This window comes from Kitasatospora sp. NPDC087314, assembly GCF_044744365.1.
GTDB lineage: Bacteria > Actinomycetota > Actinomycetes > Streptomycetales > Streptomycetaceae > Kitasatospora.
On the sequence record NZ_JBIUYE010000018.1, the window covers coordinates 149,700 to 171,766 of the forward strand.

Genomic DNA, 22,067 nt, shown 5'->3' on the forward strand with positions numbered 1-22,067 from the left:
TTCTCCTACAGGCTGTTCATGATGTCGTGGGCGGAGTCCTCCGCGTAGTCGAGCTCGGCGACCAGGTTGATGCCGTTCTCGCCCGCCTTGTCCACGGTTTCCTTGATCTTCTTGATCAGGTCGTCCAGGTCCTTGGTGGCCTGGTCCACCTGGCTGTGGTACTGCTTGCCGATCTCGTCGTCGCCGCCGACCTTCGTGTTGGCGTCGTTGATGCCCTTGACGTCCTGGTTGATCTTGTCGATCAGGGCCGCCAGTTCGGGGAACTCCGCGAACCGCCGCTTGAGGTCCTGGGTCTTCGCGAAGACGTCGATCTTTTCACTCATGGAACTCCTCCTGTCGGCCGGCCCGGCGGCGCTCCGCCTCGGCGTCGTCGTCGTAGCCGGGCTTCATCGCGCGCAGCGGCTCCAGCAGTTGGTCCAGGTTGCTGCCGCCGCTGAGCGAGAGCCGGAGCATGTCGCCGACGCCCTCGAAGCTCTTCATCGCCTGGATCACCTGCTCGCCCATCGCGGCCCGGGCCTCGTTGAGCAGGTCGGTGAGCAGCTTGCCGAGCTGGGCGGGCGCCATCTCCTGGTAGCCGGTGGTGTGGAAGGTCAGAGCCAGGACCTGGCCCTGCGGGCCGACCTTGGCGGTGACCATCCGGTCCTTGGAGGTCACCGTCGCGGAGGACTTGGCGAGTTCGGCCTGGACGGCCTCGGCCTTCGCCTGGTGCTCCCGCATGGCCTCCATCGCCTGCCCGATCTCCTCGCTCATCGAGGCGAACAGGTCGTCGGGGCCGAAGCGGTCGGTGGGAGCTGACATGGTCGTTCCTTGTCTCCGGCCGGGGCCGGCTCTCACGGGGGGCGGGGCGGGGGTCAGCGTCCGATGACGCCGCTGACCGCGGTGCTCTCGGTGCCCCACACCTCTTCCTCCTCCGCCAGCCAGGTGGTGCGCTGGCGGTCCTTGTCCTTCTGGTTGGGCGCGCCGGCGCCCGCGCCGGGCGGCATCATCGGCGGCATGCCGCCGGTGGTGGGGACGTTCTTGCCGGTCAGCGCGTTCTTCTCGGCCTCGGCCGCCGCCTTGGCCGCGGCGGCCTTCTCGGCGGCGTCGGCGGCCTCCGCCGCGGCCCGGGCCTGGGCGGTGTTCGGGTCGCCGCCGACGGCCATCGCCTTGGAGCTCATGCCGCTGCGGCCGCCGGGCAGCAGCCCGGTGCCGGGGAAACCGCCCAGGCCGAGGCCGTCCGAGCCGCCGGAGGAGCCGCCGAACGGCGAGCCGCTCGGGTGGTAGGTGCCGGAGCGGAACCCGTCGCCGCCGAGCAGGCCGTCACCGCCGCCGCCGTCGATCCCGGCGTTGAAGGCGTGCCGCTGGTCGGCCAGCAGCTGGGAGAGCTCGGAGATCGGCTTGCCGTCCGGGTCCAGCAGGGTGCCGTCGGAGTCGATCCGGGAGCCGGGATCGACGACGACCGGGTTGCCGTTGCCGTCCAGCACCGGCTTGCCGTCCGGGCCGACCACCCGTCCGTTCTCGTCGATGTGCGAGCCCGGCGGGACCTTCATGTGGTCGCCCGGGCCGGTGCCGACGGTCGCCCCGTCGGGGACGGTGATCGGCTTGCCGTCCGGGCCGAGCACCGGCCGCCCGTCCGGGCCGATCACCTGGTGGGTGGTCGGGTCGATGTGGCTGCCCGGCGGCACGTTGACCGGGTTGCCGTTGGCGTCGAAGATCTGCTTGCCGTTCTGGTCGAGCACCGGGACGCCCGAGCCGCCACCGCCACCGAGCCCGGGAAAGCCCGAACCGCCACCGCCCACCCCGGAGGAACCGCCACCGAGGCTGCCCGGGCCGCCGCCGAGGGTGTCCTTCAGGTTCTTGTCGAGGCCGCCGGCCATGGTGTTGAAGTTGTCGTTCATCCCCTTGTTGAGGCTGTTGAGCGAGTCGTTCATGTTCTTGTTCATGTCGGACAGCTGCTTGTTGACGTCCGACGTGGGGCCGTTGACGCCCGGCGGGGTGTCGGCCGGAGGCGTGTACGGCCGCCTCATCTGCACCGTCTTGACCGGGTCGTTCAGCGCCTTGATGGCCGGGACGTACCCCTTGTCGAGGCTGTCGAGCGCCGTCTTGGCGCCCGGGTCCAGGATGTCGGCGACGTTCTTCAGCCAGATCTCCTTGGCCCGCTGCTCGGCCTTCTTCCAGAAGTCGTCGCCGTGCGGGTCGCCCCAGGCCGTCGTGACCACGAACTCCGGGACGCCGTAGGTGGTGGCGCCGCCGTCGAGGTTGGGCACCAGGGTGGGGCTGGCGGTGACCTTCGCCGTGGACATGCCCTCCAGCAGCGCGTCGTGGAGCGGGTTGACCGGCCAGGCGTTCCGGCTGTTGCGGTAGTTCTCCTGGGCGTTCCACATGGCCAGGACCGCCGTCCCGACCGCCTCCCGGGCCGCCTTGAGCTTGCCGGCGGCGTCCCTGTCGTGGACGTCCTTGGCGAGGTCCTCCATCTCGGCACCGAACATGGACAGCATGGTCTTGAACTGGCCCGCCGCGGTGCCCGTCCAGTCGGCACCCGGCGCCGCGATGTCGCCCGCCCACTGGTTGACCATGGGCGCCCAGGTGTGCAGCAGCTGCTCGGCGCCGTGCAGCATGTCGACGGCGGCGTCGAAGCTCCACACGCTCAGGACGTCGTTCTCGTACGGCGAGTGGGCGAGCGGCATGAGCACGTCGTAGCCCTGCCGGATCCACTTCCCCAGATCGGTCGTCTCGGCCTCGAACTGCGGCCAGTTGAGGGTGCAGCCGATCACGTGGCTGTACTGCTGTCCGTCCGGGTTGATGTAGTTGAACGACCACCAGCAGTCGTAGCCCTCGCCCTTGCCGTCCGGGCTGGGCATCTTGAAGTACGCCAGGGTCTCGTACCTGTGGCTGGCGATCCACTTGACCTTGTCGTCGCCGCTGACGGAGCTGCGCTGCGTGAAGGTCGTCCGGTCGGAGCTCGAGAACACCGGCAGCGAGGATTCCCAGTTGGTGGTGGCCATCGGTGTCACAGCTCCTGGGTCGTCGGGGGCGCAGGGCGGGCCGGGGAGGGGTCCGGCCCGCCCCGCGGGTGGAGGTGACGGCGCGGGGGCCGTCGGTCGGGGCGGGTGCGGGGTACTCGGTGGGGCCTACTTGAGGCTGCCGCCGGTACCGAGGACGTCGCTGATCAGGTACATCATCTGAGCGGCCGACAGGGCGTCGTCCGCTCCGTTCTTCAGGTCCCGCTGCGCGCGTTCCAGGTCGTCGATCATCTTCTTGACCTGGTCCTCCAGCGTCTTGAACTGCTGCTCCAGGGACTTGCAGTAGTTCGTGAACGTGTCCTTGATCTTCTGGACGCTGGGCTGCACCGTGCCGGCGCCGGGGAAGAGGTGGGAGTAGTCGCCGGGTGCCGTTCCGCCGCCGATCCCCAGGACGAACTGCTGGAGCGCCACCCGGGTCGGGTGGGTCTGCAGGTCCTGCAGCATCGTGGTCAGCTTGGTGTGGGCGAAGTCGATCAGCCAGGAATCGGTGACCTTGAAGGTGTTGGCGTCATCCTTCTCCTTCTGGTCCTGCTTGTCCCGGTAGTCCTTCTCCTGCTGCTTCTTCTTCTCCTCCTCCTTCTTCTTCCACGCCTCGTCGGCCTTCTCGTCGTCGGTCATCGCGACTCACCCGGGCCTAGCTCTGGAAGTTGGAACCGGCCCGGTTGTCCGAGTCGCGGATGAGGCCGTGCACCTCGTCGAGGGCCGCGGCGGCCTTGGTGATGTCCTCGCCCATGACGGTGTCGGCGCTGGCCAGCACATCGGCGTACGCCTGGCCGCCGTCGGCGTAGGTGCCGTGCAGCTCGTGACCCAGCCCCTGGGTCAGGAAGGTGCGCGTCTGCTCCATCATCTGGTGCATGAGTTCACCCTGCTGGCGCAGCAGCGCGGCGGCTTCCTCGATCTGGTGGTGGTGGAGTTCGATCCTGCCGTCGGACATCGTTGCTCTCCTTCGAAGGGCGGTGGTGGTCCCGGCCCTGACCCGGCCGGTGGGTGCGCCGGCGGTCCGGCCCGCCGGCCCGCGTCAGCTCAGGCCCTTGACGATGTCGTCGCCGACCCCGAGGCCCGAGACGACCTGGACCGAGTCCTGGCCGGCGCCCTGGATCAGGCCCGCACCGCTGGTGAGGAGCTCGTGGAACTTGCCGTACTGCGCGCGGACCTCGTCGTACTTGCGCTGCCACTCCTCCATCTTCTGGCAGAAGACGGTGCTGGCGGCGGCCTGGAAGTGCGCGTTGACCTCCTCCACGATGGCGTGGATCTGGCGCTGGGTGTCCTGCATGTGCTGGTCCTGCGACTCCACGGTCGTCAGCACGTGCTGGACGACCAACGGGTCATTGAGCATGTTGTTGCCGGCCATGCGACATCCCTTCTCTGATGCGGGCGCCGGCCGGTCGCCGGCGCCTCCGGGTGGGTCAGGGGTCCGCGGCCCGGCATAGTGAACGGACGCGCGGACCCTCGGGTTCAGCCCCCGCAGGGGTTCGTGCCGGTGGGCGTCTCGACCACGCCGCCGCTGGTGAGAGCGGCCGGGTCGAGGCTCGGCCCGGTGGGCAGCAGGCCGAGCAGCCGGGTGGGGACGGCCGCCGGGGCGGCCTTGGTGTAGCCGAGCTGCCTGGCGGTCGCGGGTGAGGGCAGCGGGTACTTCACCCCCGCGTCCGTGACCAGGTAGAGGGTCGAGCCGGCGCCGGATCCGGTGACGGCCCGCGCCAGGGCGCCGCCGCCCGGCCGGACCACGATCCGGTCGGCCCCGTTGCAGGCCGGGGTGACGCCCGGCTGGGCGGCCGGCGGCTGTCCGGCCACCACGGCGGCGTCCAGCAGGCCGACCGTGACCGCCGCCGGGCCGGCGGTGGGGCGCAGGTCGGCGCAGGGCACCTGCCCGTGCCCCACCGTCGCCAACTGGGGTGGACGGTTCGGCAGTTCGGCGCCCACCCAGGCGGCCGCGGCGGCGGCGGGGGCGCTGTGCGCCGCGAGGTCGGCCGGGCCGACCGGCCCGAGGGTGACGGGCGCACCGCCGTAGGCCTCCTGCTGGATGCGCGGATCGCCCTGGACGAGCCGGAACAGCGTCTCTCCGAGCGGGACGAGCCCGTCCTCGGTGAGCAGGTAGTTCTCGCCGCCCGGGCCGGTGAACACCTGGCCGATCTTGGTGGGCCGGCCGGCCAGCGCGGGGCCGGCCGCGCCCCGCCCGTGCAGTTCGGGCGCCCTGAGGTCCGGGCCGACCGGAAGGGTGTCGAGGAAGCCTGCGGTCACCGGATACGGCGTGGCGCTGCCGTAGCCGAGGGCGAGCAGCCCGCCGTTGGTGGCGTCCACCCGCAACCTCCGTCCCCGCCAGACGAGTTGGGGTGAACCGTCGGGTCCGGCCACCAGTACGGCCTGCTCGTCGGTGAGCGGCCGGGCGCCGCGGCGCAGGCCGATCGCCAGGGACAGCTGCGCCGGGGCCCGCGTGCCCTGCGCGGTCTGGCCGCTCTGAGCGGTCTGGGCAGCCTGGACCGCGCAGGCGGACCAGTCGGCCTGGCCGAGGTCCCGGTCGGCCGGAAGGCCGTCGGGGGCGCCGACGATGCCGACCACCGCCCCGCGCGGAACGCCGTCGAGCGAGGCCGCGCTGACGGTCGCCGACCGGAACTGGTCCCCGGCGAGCAGGCGGGCGCTGGCCTGGTTGAGCACCGGGCGCAGCTGACCGCCGGCGTACAGGTAGCGGGCCCCGCTCTCCTCGACCACCACCAAGGTGCCGGGTTTCTGCCAGCCGGTCGCGCCGCCGGGTTTGACGAGCCCGTAGACCCCGGCGCCGACACCGATCAGCAGGCCGACGGCGAGCCCGACCACGGCGCCGCGGGTGGTCCGGGCGACGGGGGTGTCGGGCGCGTCCGGCTCGGCGCGCAGCATCCCGGAGGAGACCCGGCTCATCACGAACAGGTGGGCCTGCACCTGGTCGCGTCTGGACTGCATGGGACCTCTTCCGGGATCGGTGGTTCGGACGGTCGGGGCGGTGGGCGGGGCGTCAGCCGGCCATGCCCCGCATCAGGTGGTAGAAGCCGAGGCTCTGCAGGGCGAGCGGCAGCAGGGCGACGGCGGCCAGGGAGTGCAGCAGATCGGCGGCACGCCCCCAGTAGGGCAGCAGCCGGCGGCCGGGCACCGTCCAGGCGACGACCAGCATGGCCGCGGCGGCGCCCAGCAGCGCGGCGAGCAGGGCGAGCCGGTCCTGCCACTCGCCCCCCAGTCCGAACCGGCCGGCCAGCAGCACCAGCCCGTACAGGCCGGGCAGCAGCACGGCGAGGCGCTGCCGGAGACTGCCGATCTCGCGGGCGTGCAGCAGGAGCAGCACGGCGAGGTCGGCGGCCGTCGCGGCCGGGCCCCAGCCGTCCGCGTCGGTCAGCAGGGTCAGGCAGGCGACGCAGACCAGCCCGATGCTGGCGAGGAAACCGGTCAGGTAGCCGTCCGCGACGTCGCCGCGGGCGAGGACGGACTCGGCCGGGAACGGCTCGATGTCCTCCTGGAGCTCCTCGGCGTTGCGCGGCAGCGCGGGCACCCTGAGCCCCGCGATCTTGAAGGAGAGGCCCGGGGCGAAGGCCCCGGAGAGCACCGCGGCACAGGCCAGGATCGCCGCGGAGTGCCCCGGCGGCACGTCCTGCAGGGCCAGCACGCCGGCCCCCAGGGCGACCAGGCCGGTGAACAGGACGGCGAGGAAGAACGGCGCCGAGGCGCCGGCCACGGCGAGGGCGAGCACGGCGGCCCCGGCGCCGGCGGACCCGCCGGACAGCAGCCGGTCCGTGCCGGCGAGGCCGGGCACCAGGGTGGCGCCGGTGACGGCGTAGCCGATCGCGGCGGCGCCCAGGGCCGTGCCCGCGGCGGCGTCGCCCACCGTGCGGGTGGCACCGCCGGCGCCGACCAGCAGCAGTACGGCGATCACCGCGGCGGTCGCGCAGCGCAGTTGGGCGGGGCCCGGCAGGAACAGCAGCGCCAGGCCACCGGCCAGCGCGACCAGCGCGACGGCCACCGCGAGGTGGTGGGTGAGCGCCGGGCGCCAGGAGTCGCGGCGCTCCAGCATGCCGCTGCGCACCCCGTCGACCAGGTCGTCGAAGTGGACCGGAGGCAGTTCGGCGGTGCGCGGGCGCAGGAAGAGCTCCTGGCCGTCGCGCAGCCCGAGCGCTTCCAGCGTCAGCTCCTCGTCGAGCGGCTCCTCGCCGATCCGCTGCAGGACCCAGCCGGAGTGCTCGGCACCCGCCTCCTCGGTCTCGGCGCCCGCGTGCCCGAGCACGGCCGGAACGAGGTCCGCCAGGACCACGTCGGACGGCACGGCCAGCTCGAACGCCGACTCGGGCGCACGGAACCTCAGTCTGCACAGGCCGGCCACGGCTCCACCACTCATGCGTTCCCTCCTCCGGTCTGCGGGCCTTCGCCCGGCTGCACGGAAACACCGGCGGCGGCGGTTCACCGGAATCCGCACCGATTCGCTGAACCTTCCGGGACCGCGCTCCGTGCCCTGGGGCGGAGAAGTCCACGCGTGTGTGAGGAGAGGCCCGTTGAGTCAGGTCGTGGTTGAGCGTCCACCCAGGCGCTCCGGGCCGGAGATGCCGGACGGCGACATCCAGCTGCAGGAGCCACCCGGTCTGCCCGAGCCGCAGAGCGGGCTGTCCACCATGCTCACCATGGCGCCGATGGCGCTGAGCTCGCTGTCGATGGTGTTCATCTTCCTCAACCCGAACTCCTCGGGCGGCCCGCTGACGTACGTCGCGATCGGCATGATGGGCCTGTCCGCCGTCGGCATGCTGCTCACCCAGATGATCCGGGGCGAGAGCGACCGCAAGCGGCAGCTGCGCGGGGAACGCCGGGACTACCTGCGCTACCTGTCGCAGATCCGCCGCCAGGTCCGGCGTCACACCGTCAAGCAGCAGCGGGCGCTGGCCTGGCGGCACCCGGAGCCCGCCGCGCTGGCCTCGATGGTGCGCACCTCACGGCTGTGGGAGCGCCGGGCGGCCCACCCCGACTTCGGCGACGTGCGGATCGCGGTGGGCTCGCAGCGGCTGGCCGTCCGGCTCGCCCCGCTGGCCACCAAGCCGGTCGAGGACCTGGAGCCGCTGAGCGCGCACGCGCTGCGGCGGTTCATCCACGCCTACGGCACGCTGCCCGAGCAGCCGATCGCGGTACACGTCCGCGGCTACGCGCACGTGCTGCTGCGGGTCGGCGCGGGCGAGGAGGCCGCGGGCGCTCCCGGCGGCGGTGCGGCCGGGACCGGTGCTCCGGGCGCCGAGGCGGCCGACGCCACCGAGTCCGCCCGCGCACTGGCCCGGGCGATGGTGGCGCAGCTGGCCTTCTTCCACGCCCCCGACGAACTGCGGATCGGCGTGGTGGCGGCACCCGAGCGGCGTGCCGACTGGGACTGGCTGAAGTGGCTGCCGCACGCCCTGCACCCGAACGAGACCGACGGCGCCGGCCCCGTCCGGCTGGTGGCCGGTTCGATGGTGGAGCTGGAGCAGCTGCTCGGCGCCGAGTTCGCCGCCCGCGGCCCCTGGGAGCCGGACGCGCAGCCCGGCCGCGAGGAGCCGTACACGCTGATCGTGGTCGACGGAGTGCGCCTGCCCACCTCCGGCCGGGCCTCGCTCGCCGGCTACCGCAACGCGACCGTGCTGGACGCGCACGACGCGCTGGAGTGGAAGCACGCCAAGCACCGGCTGCGGCTGCGGATCACCGCGGACGGCGCGCTGGAGCTGGTCGGCTCGGACCGCGACCGCAAGGACAGCATCACCGCGCTCGGCCGCCCCGACGCGTTCACCGCGGCGGCGGCCCGACGCTACGCCGCCGTGCTGGCGCCCTACCGGCTCGACGACTCCACCGACGGCGCCGAGCCGCTGGCCACCGACTTCGACCTGACCTCGCTGCTGGGGATCAAGGACCTGCACCGGCACGACGTCCGCCAGGCCTGGTCCGGCCGGTCCAAGGAGCAGCGCCTGCGGGTGCCGCTGGGCCTGGGCTCGGACGGCACTCCGGTGGACCTGGACATCAAGGAGTCCGCGCAGGGCGGCATGGGCCCGCACGGACTCCTGATCGGCGCGACCGGCTCCGGCAAGTCCGAGCTGCTGCGCACCCTCGTCCTGGCCCTCGCACTCACCCACTCCTCGGAGACGCTCAACTTCGTCCTGGTCGACTTCAAGGGCGGCGCGACCTTCCTGGGCCTGGATCAACTGCCGCACACCTCGGCGGTGATCACCAACCTGGCCGACGAGGCCGCCCTGGTCGACCGGATGCGCGACGCCCTGCACGGCGAGATGATGCGCCGCCAGGAGCTGCTGCGCTCGGCCGGCAACTACACCTCGCTGCTGGACTACGAGGCGGCCCGGGCCTCCGGCGTGAAGCTGGACCCGCTGCCCACGCTGTTCGTGGTGGTCGACGAGTTCTCCGAACTGCTCGCCGCCCACCGCGACTTCATGGAACTGTTCATCATGATCGGCCGGCTCGGCCGCTCCCTCGGCGTCCATCTGCTGCTCGCCTCGCAACGCCTGGACGAAGGCCGGATGCACGCCCTGGAGTCGCATCTGTCCTACCGGATCGGCCTGCGCACCTTCTCCGCGATGGAGAGCCGCGGCGTGCTCGGCGTCCCCGACGCCTACCACCTGCCCACGCAGCCCGGCAACGGCATCCTGCGCAGCGACATCGCCACCCTGACCCGGTTCAAGGCGGCCTACGTGTCCGGGCCGTACCGCCAGCAGCGGCCCACCGCGGCCCGGCAGGCGGCGGTGGCCGGGCAGATCGTGCCGTACGGCACCGAGTACGTGGCGCCCCGGCAGCAGCCGGTGGTGGAGGTCGAGGAGCCCGAGGTGCTGGAGGAGGAGGCCACCCACACCCTGCTGGAGCTGGCCGCCGAACGCATGACCGACGCGGGCCCGCCGGCCTACCGGGTCTGGCTGCCGCCGCTGGACGTGCCGCCGACCCTCGACGAGTTGCTGCCGCCGCTCTCCCCCCACCCCGAGCACGGCCTGACCACGGACGGGTGGCCACAGCGCGGCGGGCTGTCGGTACCGATCGGCGTCGTCGACCGGCCGTTCCAGCAGCTGCGCGACCTGCTGACCGCCGACCTGTCCGGCGCCGGCGGGCACGTCGGCATCGCCGGCGGCCCGCAGAGCGGCAAGAGCACCCTGCTGCGCACCCTGATCACCGGCCTGGCGCTCACCCACACCCCGCGCGAGGCGCAGTTCTACTGCCTGGACTTCGGCGGCGGCGGTCTGTCGGCGCTGCGCGACCTGCCGCACGTCGGCGGGGTGACCGGCCGGCACGATCCGGAGCGGGTCAGCCGCACCATCGCCGAGATCAACGGCATCATCGCCCGCCGGGAGCAGAGCTTCGCCCGGCTGGGCATCGACTCGGCCGCCTCCTTCCGGCGTCGCCGGGCGGCGGGCGACCCGGAGCTGGCCGACGATCCGCACGGCGACGTGTTCCTGGTCGTGGACGGCTGGAACACGCTGCGCCAGGAGTTCGGCGAGCTGGTGCAGGTCTTCGGCCTGATCGCCGGCCGGGGCCTCAACTACGGCGTCCACCTCATCGTCACCGCGACCCGCTGGGCCGAGGTGACCAGCGCGCTGCGCGACCAGCTGGGCACCAAGTTCGAGCTGCGGCTGGGCGACAGCGTGGACTCCATGATCAACATGCGGGCCGCCGCCACCGTTCCCAAGGTGCCCGGCCGCGGACTCACCGACGAGCAGCTGCACTTCCTCACCGCGCTGCCGCGCATGGACGGCGTCGGCGACACGAGCGACCTCGCCGACGGCGTCGCCGGGCTGGTGGAGGCCGTGAACGACCACTGGACCGGCCCACGCGCCCCGCAGGTCCGGATGCTCCCGCTGCTGCTGGAGGCGGCCACGCTACCCGCCGCCGAAGGACGGCTGAGGGTGCCGCTCGGCCTGGAGGACCGCCAGATCGCGCCGCTGTGGCACGACTTCGAGGAGACCCCGCACCTCACGGTGATCGGCGACAGCGAGTCCGGGAAGACCAACCTGCTGCGCCTGCTGATCAACGGCATCACCTCCGGCTACTCCCCGGCCGAGGCCCGGATCATGCTGATCGACTTCCGGCGCGGCCTGTTCGACTCCGTCCCCGAGGAGTACCGGCTCGGCTACGCCGTCGCGGTGGACGTCCTCAAGCAGGTCGTCCAGGGCGCGGCCCGGGCCATGGAGGGACGGGTGCCCGGCGGGGACATCACCCCTGCCCGGCTGAAGCTGCGGGACTGGTGGACCGGCCCGGAGCTGTTCATCGTGGTCGACGACTACGACCTGATCACCGCTCCGATCACCGGCCATCCCTTCGCCCCGCTGCTCGACCACCTCGCCCAGGGCACCGAGCTCGGCCTGCACCTGATCGTGGCGCGCGGCGCCAACGGCGCCGGCCGCTCCCTGAGCGACCCGCTGATGCGCCGCCTCCAGGAGGTCAACACCCCTGCGGTGCTGCTGTCCTGCCCGCCGAGCGAGGGCGTGCTGTTCGGCAACGTCAAGCCCCGCGTGCTGCCGCCCGGCCGGGCGCTGCACGTCACCCGGCGGCGCACCGTCCAACTGCAGACCGCACGGGTTCCCGAGCCGGAGGGGGCGGAGAGCGCCTGAGATCCCCGCCGCGGGGCCGCGGGATCGGCCGGGCATCCGATGAACCGGGTGCCCGGCGATCCCGTGTAGCTGGGCGAGGTCCGCCCGAGCGGGCCCTGATGACCGACCAGGGAGGCAGACGCCAATGGCCGAGGTGGAGCCTCGCCGGACAGCCGCCGGACAGCCGCCGGAGCCGTTCGCAGCCGTCCGGAGCCCGCGATGAGCGCGGCCGGCTCCGAGGCGACCGACAACGCACCGGCCCCACGGCGCTGGTTCGGCCGCCGCGGCACCCCGCCCGCCACCGCACCCGCCCGACGCGGCGGCCGCTCGATCCTGCGCGGGCTCGGGCCGCACTTCGTCATCGCCCCGCCCGAGGTGACCGACGACGAGCTGTCGGCGGCCCTGGGCAACCTGCGGCCGGTCCCGAACGCCCTGGTCGTGGTGGCGGCGGCGGCGGACGCCGCACCGGTGCTGCGCGAGCAGATGGCCGAGCTCGGGACGATCGCCCGGGCCCGCGGCGCCTCCAGCCTGATCCTGGCCGCCTCCGGTCTGGCCGCCGTCGGCCCGGGTGGCCGCCGCCCGGCCGAAGTCGTGGCCGACAGGGCGGGCATCACGGTCGTCGCCCCGGACGGCATGGTCGCCGTCCAACCCGACGGCACCCTCAAGGTCACCGCCCCGAACGGCTCCACCGAGCCCGCGACCTGGTGGAGCTGCCCGCCCGGAGGCCGAGCCCGCCGACTGCGCGAGACCGCCGCCGCCACGGGCCCGGTCGAGGCCGGGGCCGCCCGCCCGGTTCCCGGCCCGTGGCCCGCGCCGACCGGTGGACCGACCCCCGAACGGGCCGTCGCCCCCGCCCCGCCGGGCTCGCTGCCCGCCTCGGTGTCGGTCCACCGGCTGGCCACCGGCTTCTGGCTCAACCACGTCACGGCCCGCCCCGAGGGGCCGATGCCCTTCCTCCAACAGCTCGCGACACCCCCCGGAACGACCCCGCTGCTGGTCGGCACACCCGCCCGACCCGCGCTGGACCCGGAGGAGTTCACCGAGGCCGCGCTGTCCCTGCCGGTCGGCTCCGACCAGCTCCTGGTCAGCGCGCCGTGGGCCGACCCGGGCGCACTGGCCCTGCTGTCCGGCAGCCTGGCCGAGCGGCTGGGACGCCCCGTCCACAGCGCGGTCGGGCTGCCGGTCGCGGGCAGCGGCGGCTACACCACCGCCGTGCTCGACCACCGGGGCGTCGCCTCCTGGGAGCCGTACCTGCTCCGCCTCAGCTCGTCCGGTCGCCACGACACCGTCAGCTCCGCCTGGCGCAGGGCCGCCGCCGGCTGGGAGACGGTCGGGCCGGGGCTCTTCCGCGCCTTTCCGTTCTGGGGCCTGGAAGCCGTACCAGCCGGGCTCTGGCTCCGACCGGAGCCGCCGTACGCCTGGGCTCCGCGGTTCCTGCGCCCGGACCCGGCCCGCCCGTTGATCGTCGTCGGCGAGCAGGCCAGACTGATCCCGCACCAGGTCTGGGAGGAACTCGGGGCCCTGCTCGACCAGCTGCCGGCCCCCGGCGCCCGCGGGTTCGGGCTGCTGCTGCACGGACTGGTCGACTCCGCGTCGGAGAGCAGCGCCCGGTTCTTCGCCCGGATGCACGGCCTGTTGTGGCTCAACCCGCCGGCCCGGCCCGCCACCGGGGATCCGGCCGGACCGGCCGGGCCCGGCGGCGCGGCCCACGCCTCCTACGCGCTCGGTGGTGGCTGGGCGGGGACCGTCCCGGCCCCGGTCGCCGAGCGGTTCGCCCTTCCCGCGCCGGGGGCGCGGGTGCAGCCGCCCGGGTTCGCCACGGAGACGACCGCGCCTGCTGGTGCGACGGCCGGGTTCACCACCGAGGCTCCGGCGCCGGCTGGTGCGGCGGTCGGCGTCCCGACCGCGCCCGTGGGTCTGGCCACCAGCGGTGACGCGCCCGGATCGGGCGGCACGGCCGTGCGGTTCGCCGCCGAGCCGCTCCCGGAGCCGGGAGGAGCCCGTCGGCCCGCCACGAGCGGCGGAACCCCTGAACCCGCCTCCGGCGGGGCCGGGTTCGTCACCGGGGCGCCGGTGGCGCAGGCGTCGGCCGGACACACCGGCGAGCCGCCCACCGGTCTCGGTGTCAACGGCGTCAACGGCGTCAACGGCGAAGTGTCCCGACCAGCAGCCCCCGCAGGCGAGTTCGCCGCCGAGGAACCAGTGCCGACCACGACGGTCACGGCGGCGGACACCCCCGATGAGCCCGGGACGCGGGCGGCGGAGCCCGTCGCCACGCCGGCACCCTCGCCTCCGGCAGCCCGCCAACCCGAGCCCGAACCCGAGCCGGTACCCCCCGCCCTCGCCGCTCGGTACTTCACCCCCGAGGACGTCCTGCCACTGGCACCGGTCAGCGCCGCGGCGGACAGGGACGCCTTCCGGCTGCTGCTCGGCGAGCACTACCACCGCTGCGCGGGGCGGGTGGAGCCGGCCGTCACCCGGTTGCCGGGCCTGCGGTCGACCGGCCGGGACGACTTCAAGGCCGACCTGGTGGCCGTTCTGCTGCACCACGAGGACTCCGGCGTCCCCGCCGACCGCGCCGCCCTCCTCGCCGAGGCGCGCGGCGGTGCCGTGGGGCCGCTGCGCCCCTACCTCACCTGCCTGGGCTCGGGCCTGCGCCGGCTGCCGAGCCACCACGGCCCGGTGCTGCTGGGTGCCGACGTGGCGCCGGAGGCACTCGACGCCTTCCCGGTCGGCCTGGCGCTCGTCGAACCGGGGCCGACCGCGGGCCTGGCCTCGCCCGCGGCCGAGCTCGGTGCCCCGGTGGAGTTCGCCGTCTGGTCGACCACCGGACGGCGGACCGCCGTCTTCGGGGACGACCGGGAGGTGCCGCAGGTCGCCTTCCCGCCGGGTACCGGCTTCGTGGTGGTCGACGTCGTCCCGGGGGACGGCGGGGCCCGGCCCGCCCGGGTGCTGCTGCGCGAGGCCACCGGCCCGTCCACGGCCGGCCCGGACGCCGAGCGGGACCGCAGCGCGCGGGACCGGCTGCGTGCCTGGCTGGAACGCCGGGACAAGGTGACGTCAGTCGACCGCCGGACGGTCGCCCGCCCGGAACGCTTCCGTCTCACCCCGGGCGCCGTCCTCCCGGAACCGGCCTCCTCCCCCGCACCCGACCCGTCCCCCGCCCCCGACCTTGATCCGCCCGCCGAGGTCTGACCGGGCCCCCAGGGCCGAACGGACCGGCGGCGGTTCTCGGGTGTCCGGAGTGCTCCGGACACCGGCCGCCCCTACCGCCCACCGAATCCGGAGAACGCATGCCGTCCGCACACGCCCGGCCGTCGCGGCCCAAGGCCCTGTACGTCGCCATGGCCGCGGTGCTGATCACCGCCATCACCGGCACGATCGCCAACGCCCGTCCGCACCGCACCACCCAGCCTCCCAAGCCGGGGGCCACCGCCACCACCGCCACCACCGCCACCGGGGACGGCCTCAACGATCCCCACCTGAAGGACATCGCCCAGCAGCTGGTCTCCAGCGCGGAGAACTCCTCACTCGACTGGAAGGCCCAGTTCGCCTACATCGAGGACATCAAGGACGGCCGCGGCTACACGGCTGGCATCGTCGGATTCTGCTCCGGCACCGGCGACATGCTCGACCTGCTGGAGCACTACGAGAAGCTCAAACCGGGCAACCCGCTCAGCAAGTACCTGCCGGCGCTGCGCAAGCTCGACGGCTCCGCGTCGCACGCCGGCCTCGACCCGAGCTTCACGGCGGACTGGAAGAAGTCCGCCCAGGACCCGGTGTTCCAGCAGGCCCAGGTGGACGAGCGGGACCGGGTCTACTTCAGCCCCTCCGTGATGCAGGCCCAGACCGACGGGCTGCACGCCCTCGGCCAGTTCATCTACTACGACGCCATCGTGATGCACGGCCCCGGCAACGAGCCGGTCAGCTTCGGCGGCATCCGCGCCGCCGCCATGAAGAAGGCCAGGACCCCCGCCCAGGGCGGCGACGAGAAGACCTACCTGGCCGCCTTCCTCGACGCCCGCCGGGCCGCGATGAAGACCGAGGCCGCCCACGAGGAGACCGACCGGGTGGACACCGAGCAGTTGGTCTTCCTGCGCGCGGGCAACCTCGACCTCAAGCCCCCGCTGGCGTGGAAGGTCTACGGCGAGTCTTTCAAGATCGACAGCTGACGGGGCGCGCCGGTACGACGGAGGGGCGGCTGCGCGGGCAGCCACCCCTCCGTCGTCACGTCCCCACGCACCTCACCAGCCGGTGGTGGCCCGCCGAGCGGTCCGGCCCGTCGGCCCACCCGGAGCCGTCCGCTCCACCGGCGTCTCCCGCCGCTCCGCCGCCCCCCGCACGGCGCCCCCGGGATCGGACCCGGTCCGGACGAGCGGCGTCGAGGCCGGGTCGATCGCCCCGGCCGTCCGCCGCCGTACGGACGGCACTTCGGCGTCAAGAGCGTCCAGAGCGTCGAGGCACAGCACGAGGTTGCGCGGCCGGTCGTCGCCGGGAACACCCGGCCAGTGGCAGTCCCGGGCACGGACCTCCCGGCTCCGCCGGCCGCCCGCGGTGACCACCGGACCGGGCACCACCTCGACGTCCGGCCGCCAGCCGCGGCCCGGCCAGAGGTGTTCGAGCCGCAGCTCCCAGGAGTCCGCGTTGACCACGAGCGACTCCCCCACCCTGCCGGGCAGCACCAGAGTGCCGTACGGGGTGACCGCCACCGCCCGCTGGTCGAAGTCGGCGTCCTTGCCGGACACCGTGATCCGCCAGGACCCGTCGACGAACATCTCGCTCCCTTCCGATGGCACCGGCCGCGATCCCCACCGTCGAAGCCCGCGCACACCGGCGCCCCGGGACCTGCCCCGGGTACCGGTGCCCGCGGGCACTCCATGTGACGGCCGGTCAGGCGCGACGCTTGGCGGCGACCTTTCGGGCCGCGAGAACCAGGCCCGCACCGGCGGCCAGCACCGCGCCACCGGCCAGGGCGAGCGGGGTGTCGTCCCCGCCACCGGTCTGCGCCAGGGCCGGCGCCGCGCTCGTCCCGGAGCCGGGCGTGGCGCCCGGCTTGGCGGCGGGCGAGGTCGGAGCTGCGGGCGAGGTCGGGACGGTCGCCGAGGGCGTGGCGCTCGGCGAGGCCGGGACCGACGTGGTCGGCGTCGGCCTCGGGGTCACCGGGACGGCCGGGGTGGTGGTCGGCGTGCCGGTGGGCGTCGGAGTGCCGGTCGGGGTCCCGGTCGGCGTCGGTGTGGCGGAGGGGCAGAGCGGGACGTCCGCCACCTTCTTGTCCACGTGGGTGTCGGCCAGGGTGTAGCGCCAGGTGTCGCCCTTGCCCGAGTAGCTGACGGTCACCTTGGCAGTGCCGTTCGCCTCGATCCTGCCGTGGTACTGCTCGGTCCCGCCGACCAGGCTGAGCGTGTAGTCGCCCGCGGCCTTGTACTTGTTCCCGAGGACGAGCTCGACGTGACCGGCATCCGCCCGACACCCGACCTCCAGGGAGGCGTCGCTCGGATTCCAGGCGAAGGCGGTCCCGGTGCCGGCCAGCGCGAGGGCGGCGACCGCGCCCCCGGTGACCGCAGCCGCCCGTCGTACGTGCCTCATCAGTGTTCTTCTCCTCGGAAATTCGTCGACCGGTGAACCTCGTGCGCTCCCCTCGGGGATGGCAGGGGAGCACACGAGGCAGCGAGCCCGGACCACCGTCGCAGGCCGTGGCGGCAGCGAGCGAAGGCAGCACAACCCGGGCTCTCGCCCCCTGCACGGATGGCGTGCCACATCCGGTTCACCCCACCCCGGCTCCCACCCAGCTCGCCCCATCCACGCGGTCCCGGCCGACCGCGATCCCCTCGAACAAGCTCCTCGCGGCGGGCGGGGGCGCGGGCCCGGTGCGGCGTCGGCCGGTCGTCGACGACCGGTGGGCGGCGGGCCCCGGGCGGAGGGCGGCGTGGTCAGCGATGGCGCGGCTCCGACAGGCCGGGGCAGGGGGCGGGGTGCGGGGTGCCGGGGGGCGTTGCGTCCCAGGCGGCGAGGGCGGCGAGGGCGGCGGTGCGTTCGGGTTCCGTCGGCCGGGTGCCGTCCGGGGTGAGGAGGTAGTCGGCGACGGGGGTGAGGAGCAGGGTGGCGGCTCCGGCCGGGAGCAGGAGGGCCTCGTCCCACTGGTGCCGGATGACGGTGCGGCGCAGCAGGGTGCCGTGGCGGGGCCGGAGCGGGCGGGCGAGGGTCCGGCGGCGGTGGAGTTCGGGGGCGACCTCGGCCTCCAGGACGGTGCGCACGCCCCGCAGGGAGCCCAGGGGCACGTGCTCGGCGGCGAGGTCGAGGAGGGCGACGGTCTCCGGGGCGAGCCGGTAGGCGGCGACCACCGCGGCGGTCTCGACGGGTTCGAAGGGCTGCCCGGCCAGGCGAGCCACGTCGATCACGTCGTCCGCGCGGAAGGTGCGTCCGAGCCCCTCCTCGGCGAGGGCGATCAGGCATTCGACGTGGTCGTCGGCGGCCAGGTAGGGGCGGACCGGGACGGCGGCGAGGTCGCCGGTGAGCGCGGCGGTGGCGAGCCGTACCTGGTACCACGGGTCGAGCAGCGGGTCCTCGGCCGGCCAGCGCAGGGTGACGGCGGTGTGCCGGGGCCGCTCGCCGAGCAGGGTGACCTCGACCGACTCCACCGGGTGGTCGGTGACCAGCCGGTTGACGGCCTGCCAGAGCGTGGCCTCGGTGGGGCTGACGAGGGAGAGCTCGCCCAGCGGCCGGGGCAGGTCGGGCGGGTAGTAGCCGGCCAGCGGGAGGTCGCGGATCGGGCGGACCCCGGTGGCGTCGACGAGGTCGCGGGCGATCCGGGCGTAACAGTCGACCCGGTCGCGGGCGCGCTGCAGTTCGGCCCGGGCGTGCTCGCCCATCCGGACGCCGTCCCGGGCCAGCGCGGCGAGCACCAGGTACGGGAGGTGGCGGGCGCCGCGGGCACGGTGGAGCAGCTCGACCGGTCCGGCGGCCGGGTCGACGTCGAGCAGCCGGTAGAGCAGGTCGGTGTTCATCGGCGTCCGCCTCCGAGGCTGTGGGGGTCGCCCGGACGGCGGCAGGACGACCGGGGTGTGGCGGGGTCCGGCGGTTCTCGCCGGGCCGACTGCGGGCGCCACACCAGTGATTGTGGTGACGAACGATCAACACGGGATCACCACCGGCTCTACAGTCTCTCGACATCCCGCCGGGCCCGTGGGTTGATAGGAGCTCATCGATCGGGGGCGGGCACGTGCGCGGGCGGGGGCGAGCACATGAAGCGGGCAGGTGCAGGAATGGGTGAATTCCGGTTCTCCGTGCTGGGACTGATGCGGGCGCAGCGCGGCACGACGATGCTGAAGGTCGGCAGTCCCCAGCAGCAGGCGATGCTGGCGGTGCTGCTGCTTCGGCCGGGGCACGGCGCGAGCGCCACGGACCTGATCGACGCCCTGTGGGGTGAGGAGCCGCCGGGCACCGCGATGACGACGGTGCGGACGTACGCCTGGCGGTGGCGCAAGATCCTCCGCAGTGAGGAGCCGGACGCGACGAACGTGCTGACCTCGGTCGGGGACGGCTACCGGCTGGTGCTGCCCAAGCACGCCGTGGACGCGGCGCAGGCGGAGGAACTGGCGGCGCAGGCCGAGCGCACGGCGGCCGCCGGAGAGCCGCAGCAGGCCCGTGACCTGCTGAACCAGGCGCTGGAGTTGTGGCAGGGCGAGCCGCTGACCGGTATCCCCGGTCCGTTCGCGCAGCGGCAGCGGCAGCGGTTGCAGGAGCTCTGGCTGACGCTCCTGGAGGAGCGGATCGCCCTGGACCTGACGCTGGGGCGCTTCTCCCGGTGCATTCCGGAGCTGACCTCGCTGACCACCGAGCACCCGCTGCACGAACGGGCGTACGGGCTGCTGATGCGTGCGCTGTACCAGGCCGGGAGACAGGCGGACGCGCTGGCGGTCTACCGGAGCGCGCGGCAGTTGTTCCTGGCCGAACTGGGGGTGGCGCCCGGGCCGGAGTTGGACCTGCTGCACCAGCGGATCCTGGAGGGCGACCCGTCGCTCGCCGCCCCGACGCCGTCCGCGGTGCTCCTCTCCGGGCCGGTGGAGCCGGCCGCGCCGCGGATCGAGCCGCAGGACCCGCCCACCGGCCCTGCGGTGACGGTGGCGGATGCGCCCGCCGGGGCCGCCGCACCCGCCGGGGCCTCCGCACCGTCCCCCAGGCCGGCCCAGTTGCCGCCCGACGCGGCGGACTTCACCGGTCGTACCGTCCTGGTCGAGCGGCTGGGCCGGGCCCTGGACGCCCCGGGCCAGCAGGCGCTGGTGATCGCGACCGTGGTCGGCATGGGCGGGGTCGGCAAGACGGCGCTGGCCCTGCACGTCGCCCACCGGGTCCGCGACGCCTACCCGGACGGGCAGCTCTACGCCGACCTGCGGGGCGCCGACGCCACCCCGGCCGACCCGGAGGCGGTACTCAGCGGCTTCCTGGTGGCGCTCGGCGTGCCGGCCGACGCGGTGCCGGAGGGGCTGGACGCCCGCTCGGCGCTGTTCCGCTCGGTGGTCGACGGCCGGCGGCTGCTGCTGGTGCTCGACAACGTCCATGACAGCGCGCAGATCAGACCCCTGCTGCCGGGCGCGGTCGGCTGCGCCGTGCTCACCACCAGCCGCACCCGCCTGTCCGGCGTGCCCGCGACCGTCCAGGCCGACCTCGGCGTGTTCGAACCCGAGGAGGCGCTCGAACTGCTGGGCCGCACCATCGGCGCCGAGCGGCTGGCCGCCGAGTCGGAGGCCGCCCGGGAGCTGCTGCTGGTCTGCGGCCACCTCCCGCTCGCGGTACGGATCGTGGCGGCCAGGCTGGCCGCCCGGCCGAGCTGGACGGTGCAGACGCTGGGCCGCCGGCTGGCGGTCGAGCGCCGGCGGATCGACGAGCTGCGCATCGGCGACCTGGAGGTGGAGGCCGCCTTCGAACTGAGCTACCGCCAGTTGTCGCCCGCCCAGGCCCGGGCGTTCCGGCTGGTCGCCTCGGTGGACGGGCCGGACATCGGGCTGCACGCCGCGGCCGCCCTGCTGGACCTGGACGAGTACGACGCCGAGGACCTGCTGGAGGCCCTGGTGGACGTGGCGATGATGGAGTCGCCCTTCCCCGGCCGCTACCGCTTCCACGACCTGCTGCGCGCGTTCGCCCGGCGCCGTCCGGACGCTCCCGGCGCGGTCGTGGCGGCCCGCGACCGGATGCTGGACCACCTGCTGGCCACCGCGTGCACGGCTTTCCAGCACGCCGTCCCCGGGGATCCGGCGGCCGGCACGCTCGGGCCCGCCCGCGGCGCGGGCGTCGGCCTGGACGGCCCGGACGGTGCGCGGGCGTGGGCCGAGGCGGAGGGCTCCGGGGCGATCGCGCTGGCCGCGCAGGTGGCGGGCTGGACCGTCGCGGACGACACCGCGTCCGCGCCGCCGGCCCCGGCCGACGGTGCGGCACCGGACCCGCTGCGCGCCGCGATCGACCTGCTGATCGCGCTCACGCCGTTCGTCCTCGCCCCGCCCAGCCGCCAGCTGGCCACCACCGCGGAGGCGCTGGCCGCCGCCGCGGTCCATCGCGCCGACCACCGGGCAGCTGGTCGGGCGCACTTCCTCCGCGGCAACGTCGCCCTGGCCGCCACCCGGCTGGAGGAGGCGGAGGTGTCCTCCCGGCTGGCGGTGGCCGCCTCCCGCTCGGCCGGCGACACGGTGATCCTGCGCCAGGCGCTGAACGACCTCGGCCTGGTCTGCCAGTTCCTCAGCCGCTACGACGAGGCCGTCGAGCACTACGACGAGGCGCTGCTGCTGGCCCGCGAACTCGGCCACCGCTCCGGTGCGCTGGTGACGACGGTGAACGCCGCACTGGCCCGGGTGCGCAGCGGGCGGGCCGCCGAGGCCGTGCCGATCTGTCACGAGGTGCTGGCCGAGTTGCGGACCCGGCACGACGATCCGGGCCGGGCGTACACGCTGTACGTGCTGGGGCTGGCGCTGCACGGGCTGGGGCGGCACGAGGAGGCGGTCACCTGGTTCGGCGAGTGCCTGGCGGTGGCCTCGGCGGCCGGTCTGGCGGCCCGGGCCGCGCACGCCCGCTACCGGATGGCGGACAGTCTGCGCTCGCTGGGCCGGACGGACGAGGCGCTGGAGCACGCCGGGCAGGCGCTGGTGCTGTGCGAGGAGCTGGGCGCCGAGCGGGACCAGGGACAGGCGCTGGTGGTGCTGGGCCGGACGCTCGCGGACCTCGGGCGGGAGGCCGAGGCGTGGGACCGGCTGCGGGAGGCGCACCGGATCTTCGTCCGGCTGGGGCTGCCGGAGGCGGGGGAGGTGGCGGGACTGCTGCCCTGGGAGGAGGGTTCGGCCACTTCAGTCGGTTCAGTCACTTCGGCCGTGTCCGTCCCGTCCATCCCGGATGGGCGTCGGGGCGGTGGCCGGGGGGCGGCGGGCGCTTCGGTGACGGGCTGCGGGCCGGGCCGCTGACGGGCTGCTGACGGTCTGCTGGAGAATCGATCCTGCGCCGGTTCCGGTGTGCGCTGAAGCCCAGCGCG

Annotated in this window: 15 protein-coding genes; 4 read left to right on the forward strand and 11 right to left on the reverse strand. The window is 74.4% G+C overall.

Going from position 1 to position 22,067, the window contains the following annotated elements; translation table 11 throughout:
* Positions 1-5: 5 nt before the first annotated feature.
* From ACIO5E_RS33475 to eccD, 8 genes are all read right to left on the reverse strand, one after another.
* Entirely contained in the window at positions 6-323 is a 318-nt protein-coding gene (locus ACIO5E_RS33475; protein WP_400675258.1) for a hypothetical protein, read from the reverse strand.
* The gene (locus tag ACIO5E_RS33480; RefSeq protein ID WP_400675261.1) at positions 316-798 is read right to left on the reverse strand and encodes a YbaB/EbfC family nucleoid-associated protein; all 483 of its coding nucleotides are present in this window, start codon (positions 796-798) and stop codon (positions 316-318) included. The genes ACIO5E_RS33475 and ACIO5E_RS33480 overlap by 8 nt, the downstream gene beginning before the upstream one ends.
* A 53-nt stretch (positions 799-851) precedes the next feature.
* A complete protein-coding gene (locus tag ACIO5E_RS33485; RefSeq protein ID WP_400675263.1) occupies positions 852-2,984 on the reverse strand; it encodes a hypothetical protein in 2,133 nt (710 codons plus the stop codon).
* 126 nt (positions 2,985-3,110) lie between these two features.
* Entirely contained in the window at positions 3,111-3,620 is a 510-nt protein-coding gene (locus ACIO5E_RS33490; protein ID WP_400675266.1) for a hypothetical protein, read from the reverse strand.
* Between the two features lie 16 nt (positions 3,621-3,636).
* Positions 3,637-3,936 carry a hypothetical protein gene (locus ACIO5E_RS33495; protein WP_400675268.1) on the reverse strand — a complete coding sequence of 100 codons (300 nt, stop codon included), beginning with the start codon at positions 3,934-3,936 and terminating at the stop codon, positions 3,637-3,639.
* Positions 3,937-4,020: 84 nt separating this feature from the next.
* A complete protein-coding gene (locus ACIO5E_RS33500) occupies positions 4,021-4,353 on the reverse strand; it encodes a hypothetical protein (RefSeq protein WP_400675270.1) in 333 nt (110 codons plus the stop codon).
* 104 nt (positions 4,354-4,457) lie between these two features.
* A complete protein-coding gene (gene eccB, locus ACIO5E_RS33505; RefSeq protein ID WP_400675273.1) occupies positions 4,458-5,936 on the reverse strand; it encodes a type VII secretion protein EccB in 1,479 nt (492 codons plus the stop codon).
* 52 nt (positions 5,937-5,988) lie between these two features.
* Positions 5,989-7,356: a type VII secretion integral membrane protein EccD gene (gene eccD / locus ACIO5E_RS33510; protein ID WP_400675275.1), complete on the reverse strand. Its 1,368-nt coding sequence runs from the start codon at positions 7,354-7,356 to the stop codon at positions 5,989-5,991.
* Positions 7,357-7,558: 202 nt separating this feature from the next.
* Here eccD and eccCa point away from each other — a divergent pair, with 202 nt between their 5' ends.
* From eccCa to ACIO5E_RS33525, 3 genes are all read left to right on the forward strand, one after another.
* A complete protein-coding gene (eccCa, locus tag ACIO5E_RS33515) occupies positions 7,559-11,575 on the forward strand; it encodes a type VII secretion protein EccCa (protein WP_400675337.1) in 4,017 nt (1,338 codons plus the stop codon).
* 198 nt (positions 11,576-11,773) lie between these two features.
* On the forward strand, positions 11,774-14,749 hold the full coding sequence (locus ACIO5E_RS33520; RefSeq protein ID WP_400675277.1) for a hypothetical protein: 2,976 nt from the start codon (positions 11,774-11,776) through the stop codon (positions 14,747-14,749).
* A 98-nt stretch (positions 14,750-14,847) separates the two neighbouring features.
* Positions 14,848-15,726 carry a chitosanase gene (locus ACIO5E_RS33525; RefSeq protein WP_400675280.1) on the forward strand — a complete coding sequence of 293 codons (879 nt, stop codon included), beginning with the start codon at positions 14,848-14,850 and terminating at the stop codon, positions 15,724-15,726.
* Positions 15,727-15,798: 72 nt separating this feature from the next.
* On the opposite strand, the gene ACIO5E_RS33530 is transcribed toward ACIO5E_RS33525, so the two are convergent.
* The 3 genes from ACIO5E_RS33530 to ACIO5E_RS33540 all read right to left on the reverse strand — a co-directional run bounded on the left by ACIO5E_RS33530 (position 15,799) and on the right by ACIO5E_RS33540 (position 18,558).
* Entirely contained in the window at positions 15,799-16,329 is a 531-nt protein-coding gene (locus tag ACIO5E_RS33530; RefSeq protein WP_400675282.1) for a hypothetical protein, read from the reverse strand.
* Positions 16,330-16,444: 115 nt separating this feature from the next.
* The gene (locus ACIO5E_RS33535; protein ID WP_400675284.1) at positions 16,445-17,140 is read right to left on the reverse strand and encodes an LPXTG cell wall anchor domain-containing protein; all 696 of its coding nucleotides are present in this window, start codon (positions 17,138-17,140) and stop codon (positions 16,445-16,447) included.
* A gap of 344 nt (positions 17,141-17,484) precedes the next feature.
* The gene (locus ACIO5E_RS33540) at positions 17,485-18,558 is read right to left on the reverse strand and encodes a hypothetical protein (RefSeq protein ID WP_400675286.1); all 1,074 of its coding nucleotides are present in this window, start codon (positions 18,556-18,558) and stop codon (positions 17,485-17,487) included.
* Between the two features lie 258 nt (positions 18,559-18,816).
* Here ACIO5E_RS33540 and ACIO5E_RS33545 point away from each other — a divergent pair, with 258 nt between their 5' ends.
* Complete coding sequence (locus ACIO5E_RS33545; RefSeq protein ID WP_400675289.1) at positions 18,817-21,999, forward strand: AfsR/SARP family transcriptional regulator; 3,183 nt, start codon at positions 18,817-18,819, stop codon at positions 21,997-21,999.
* Positions 22,000-22,067 lie beyond the last annotated feature (68 nt).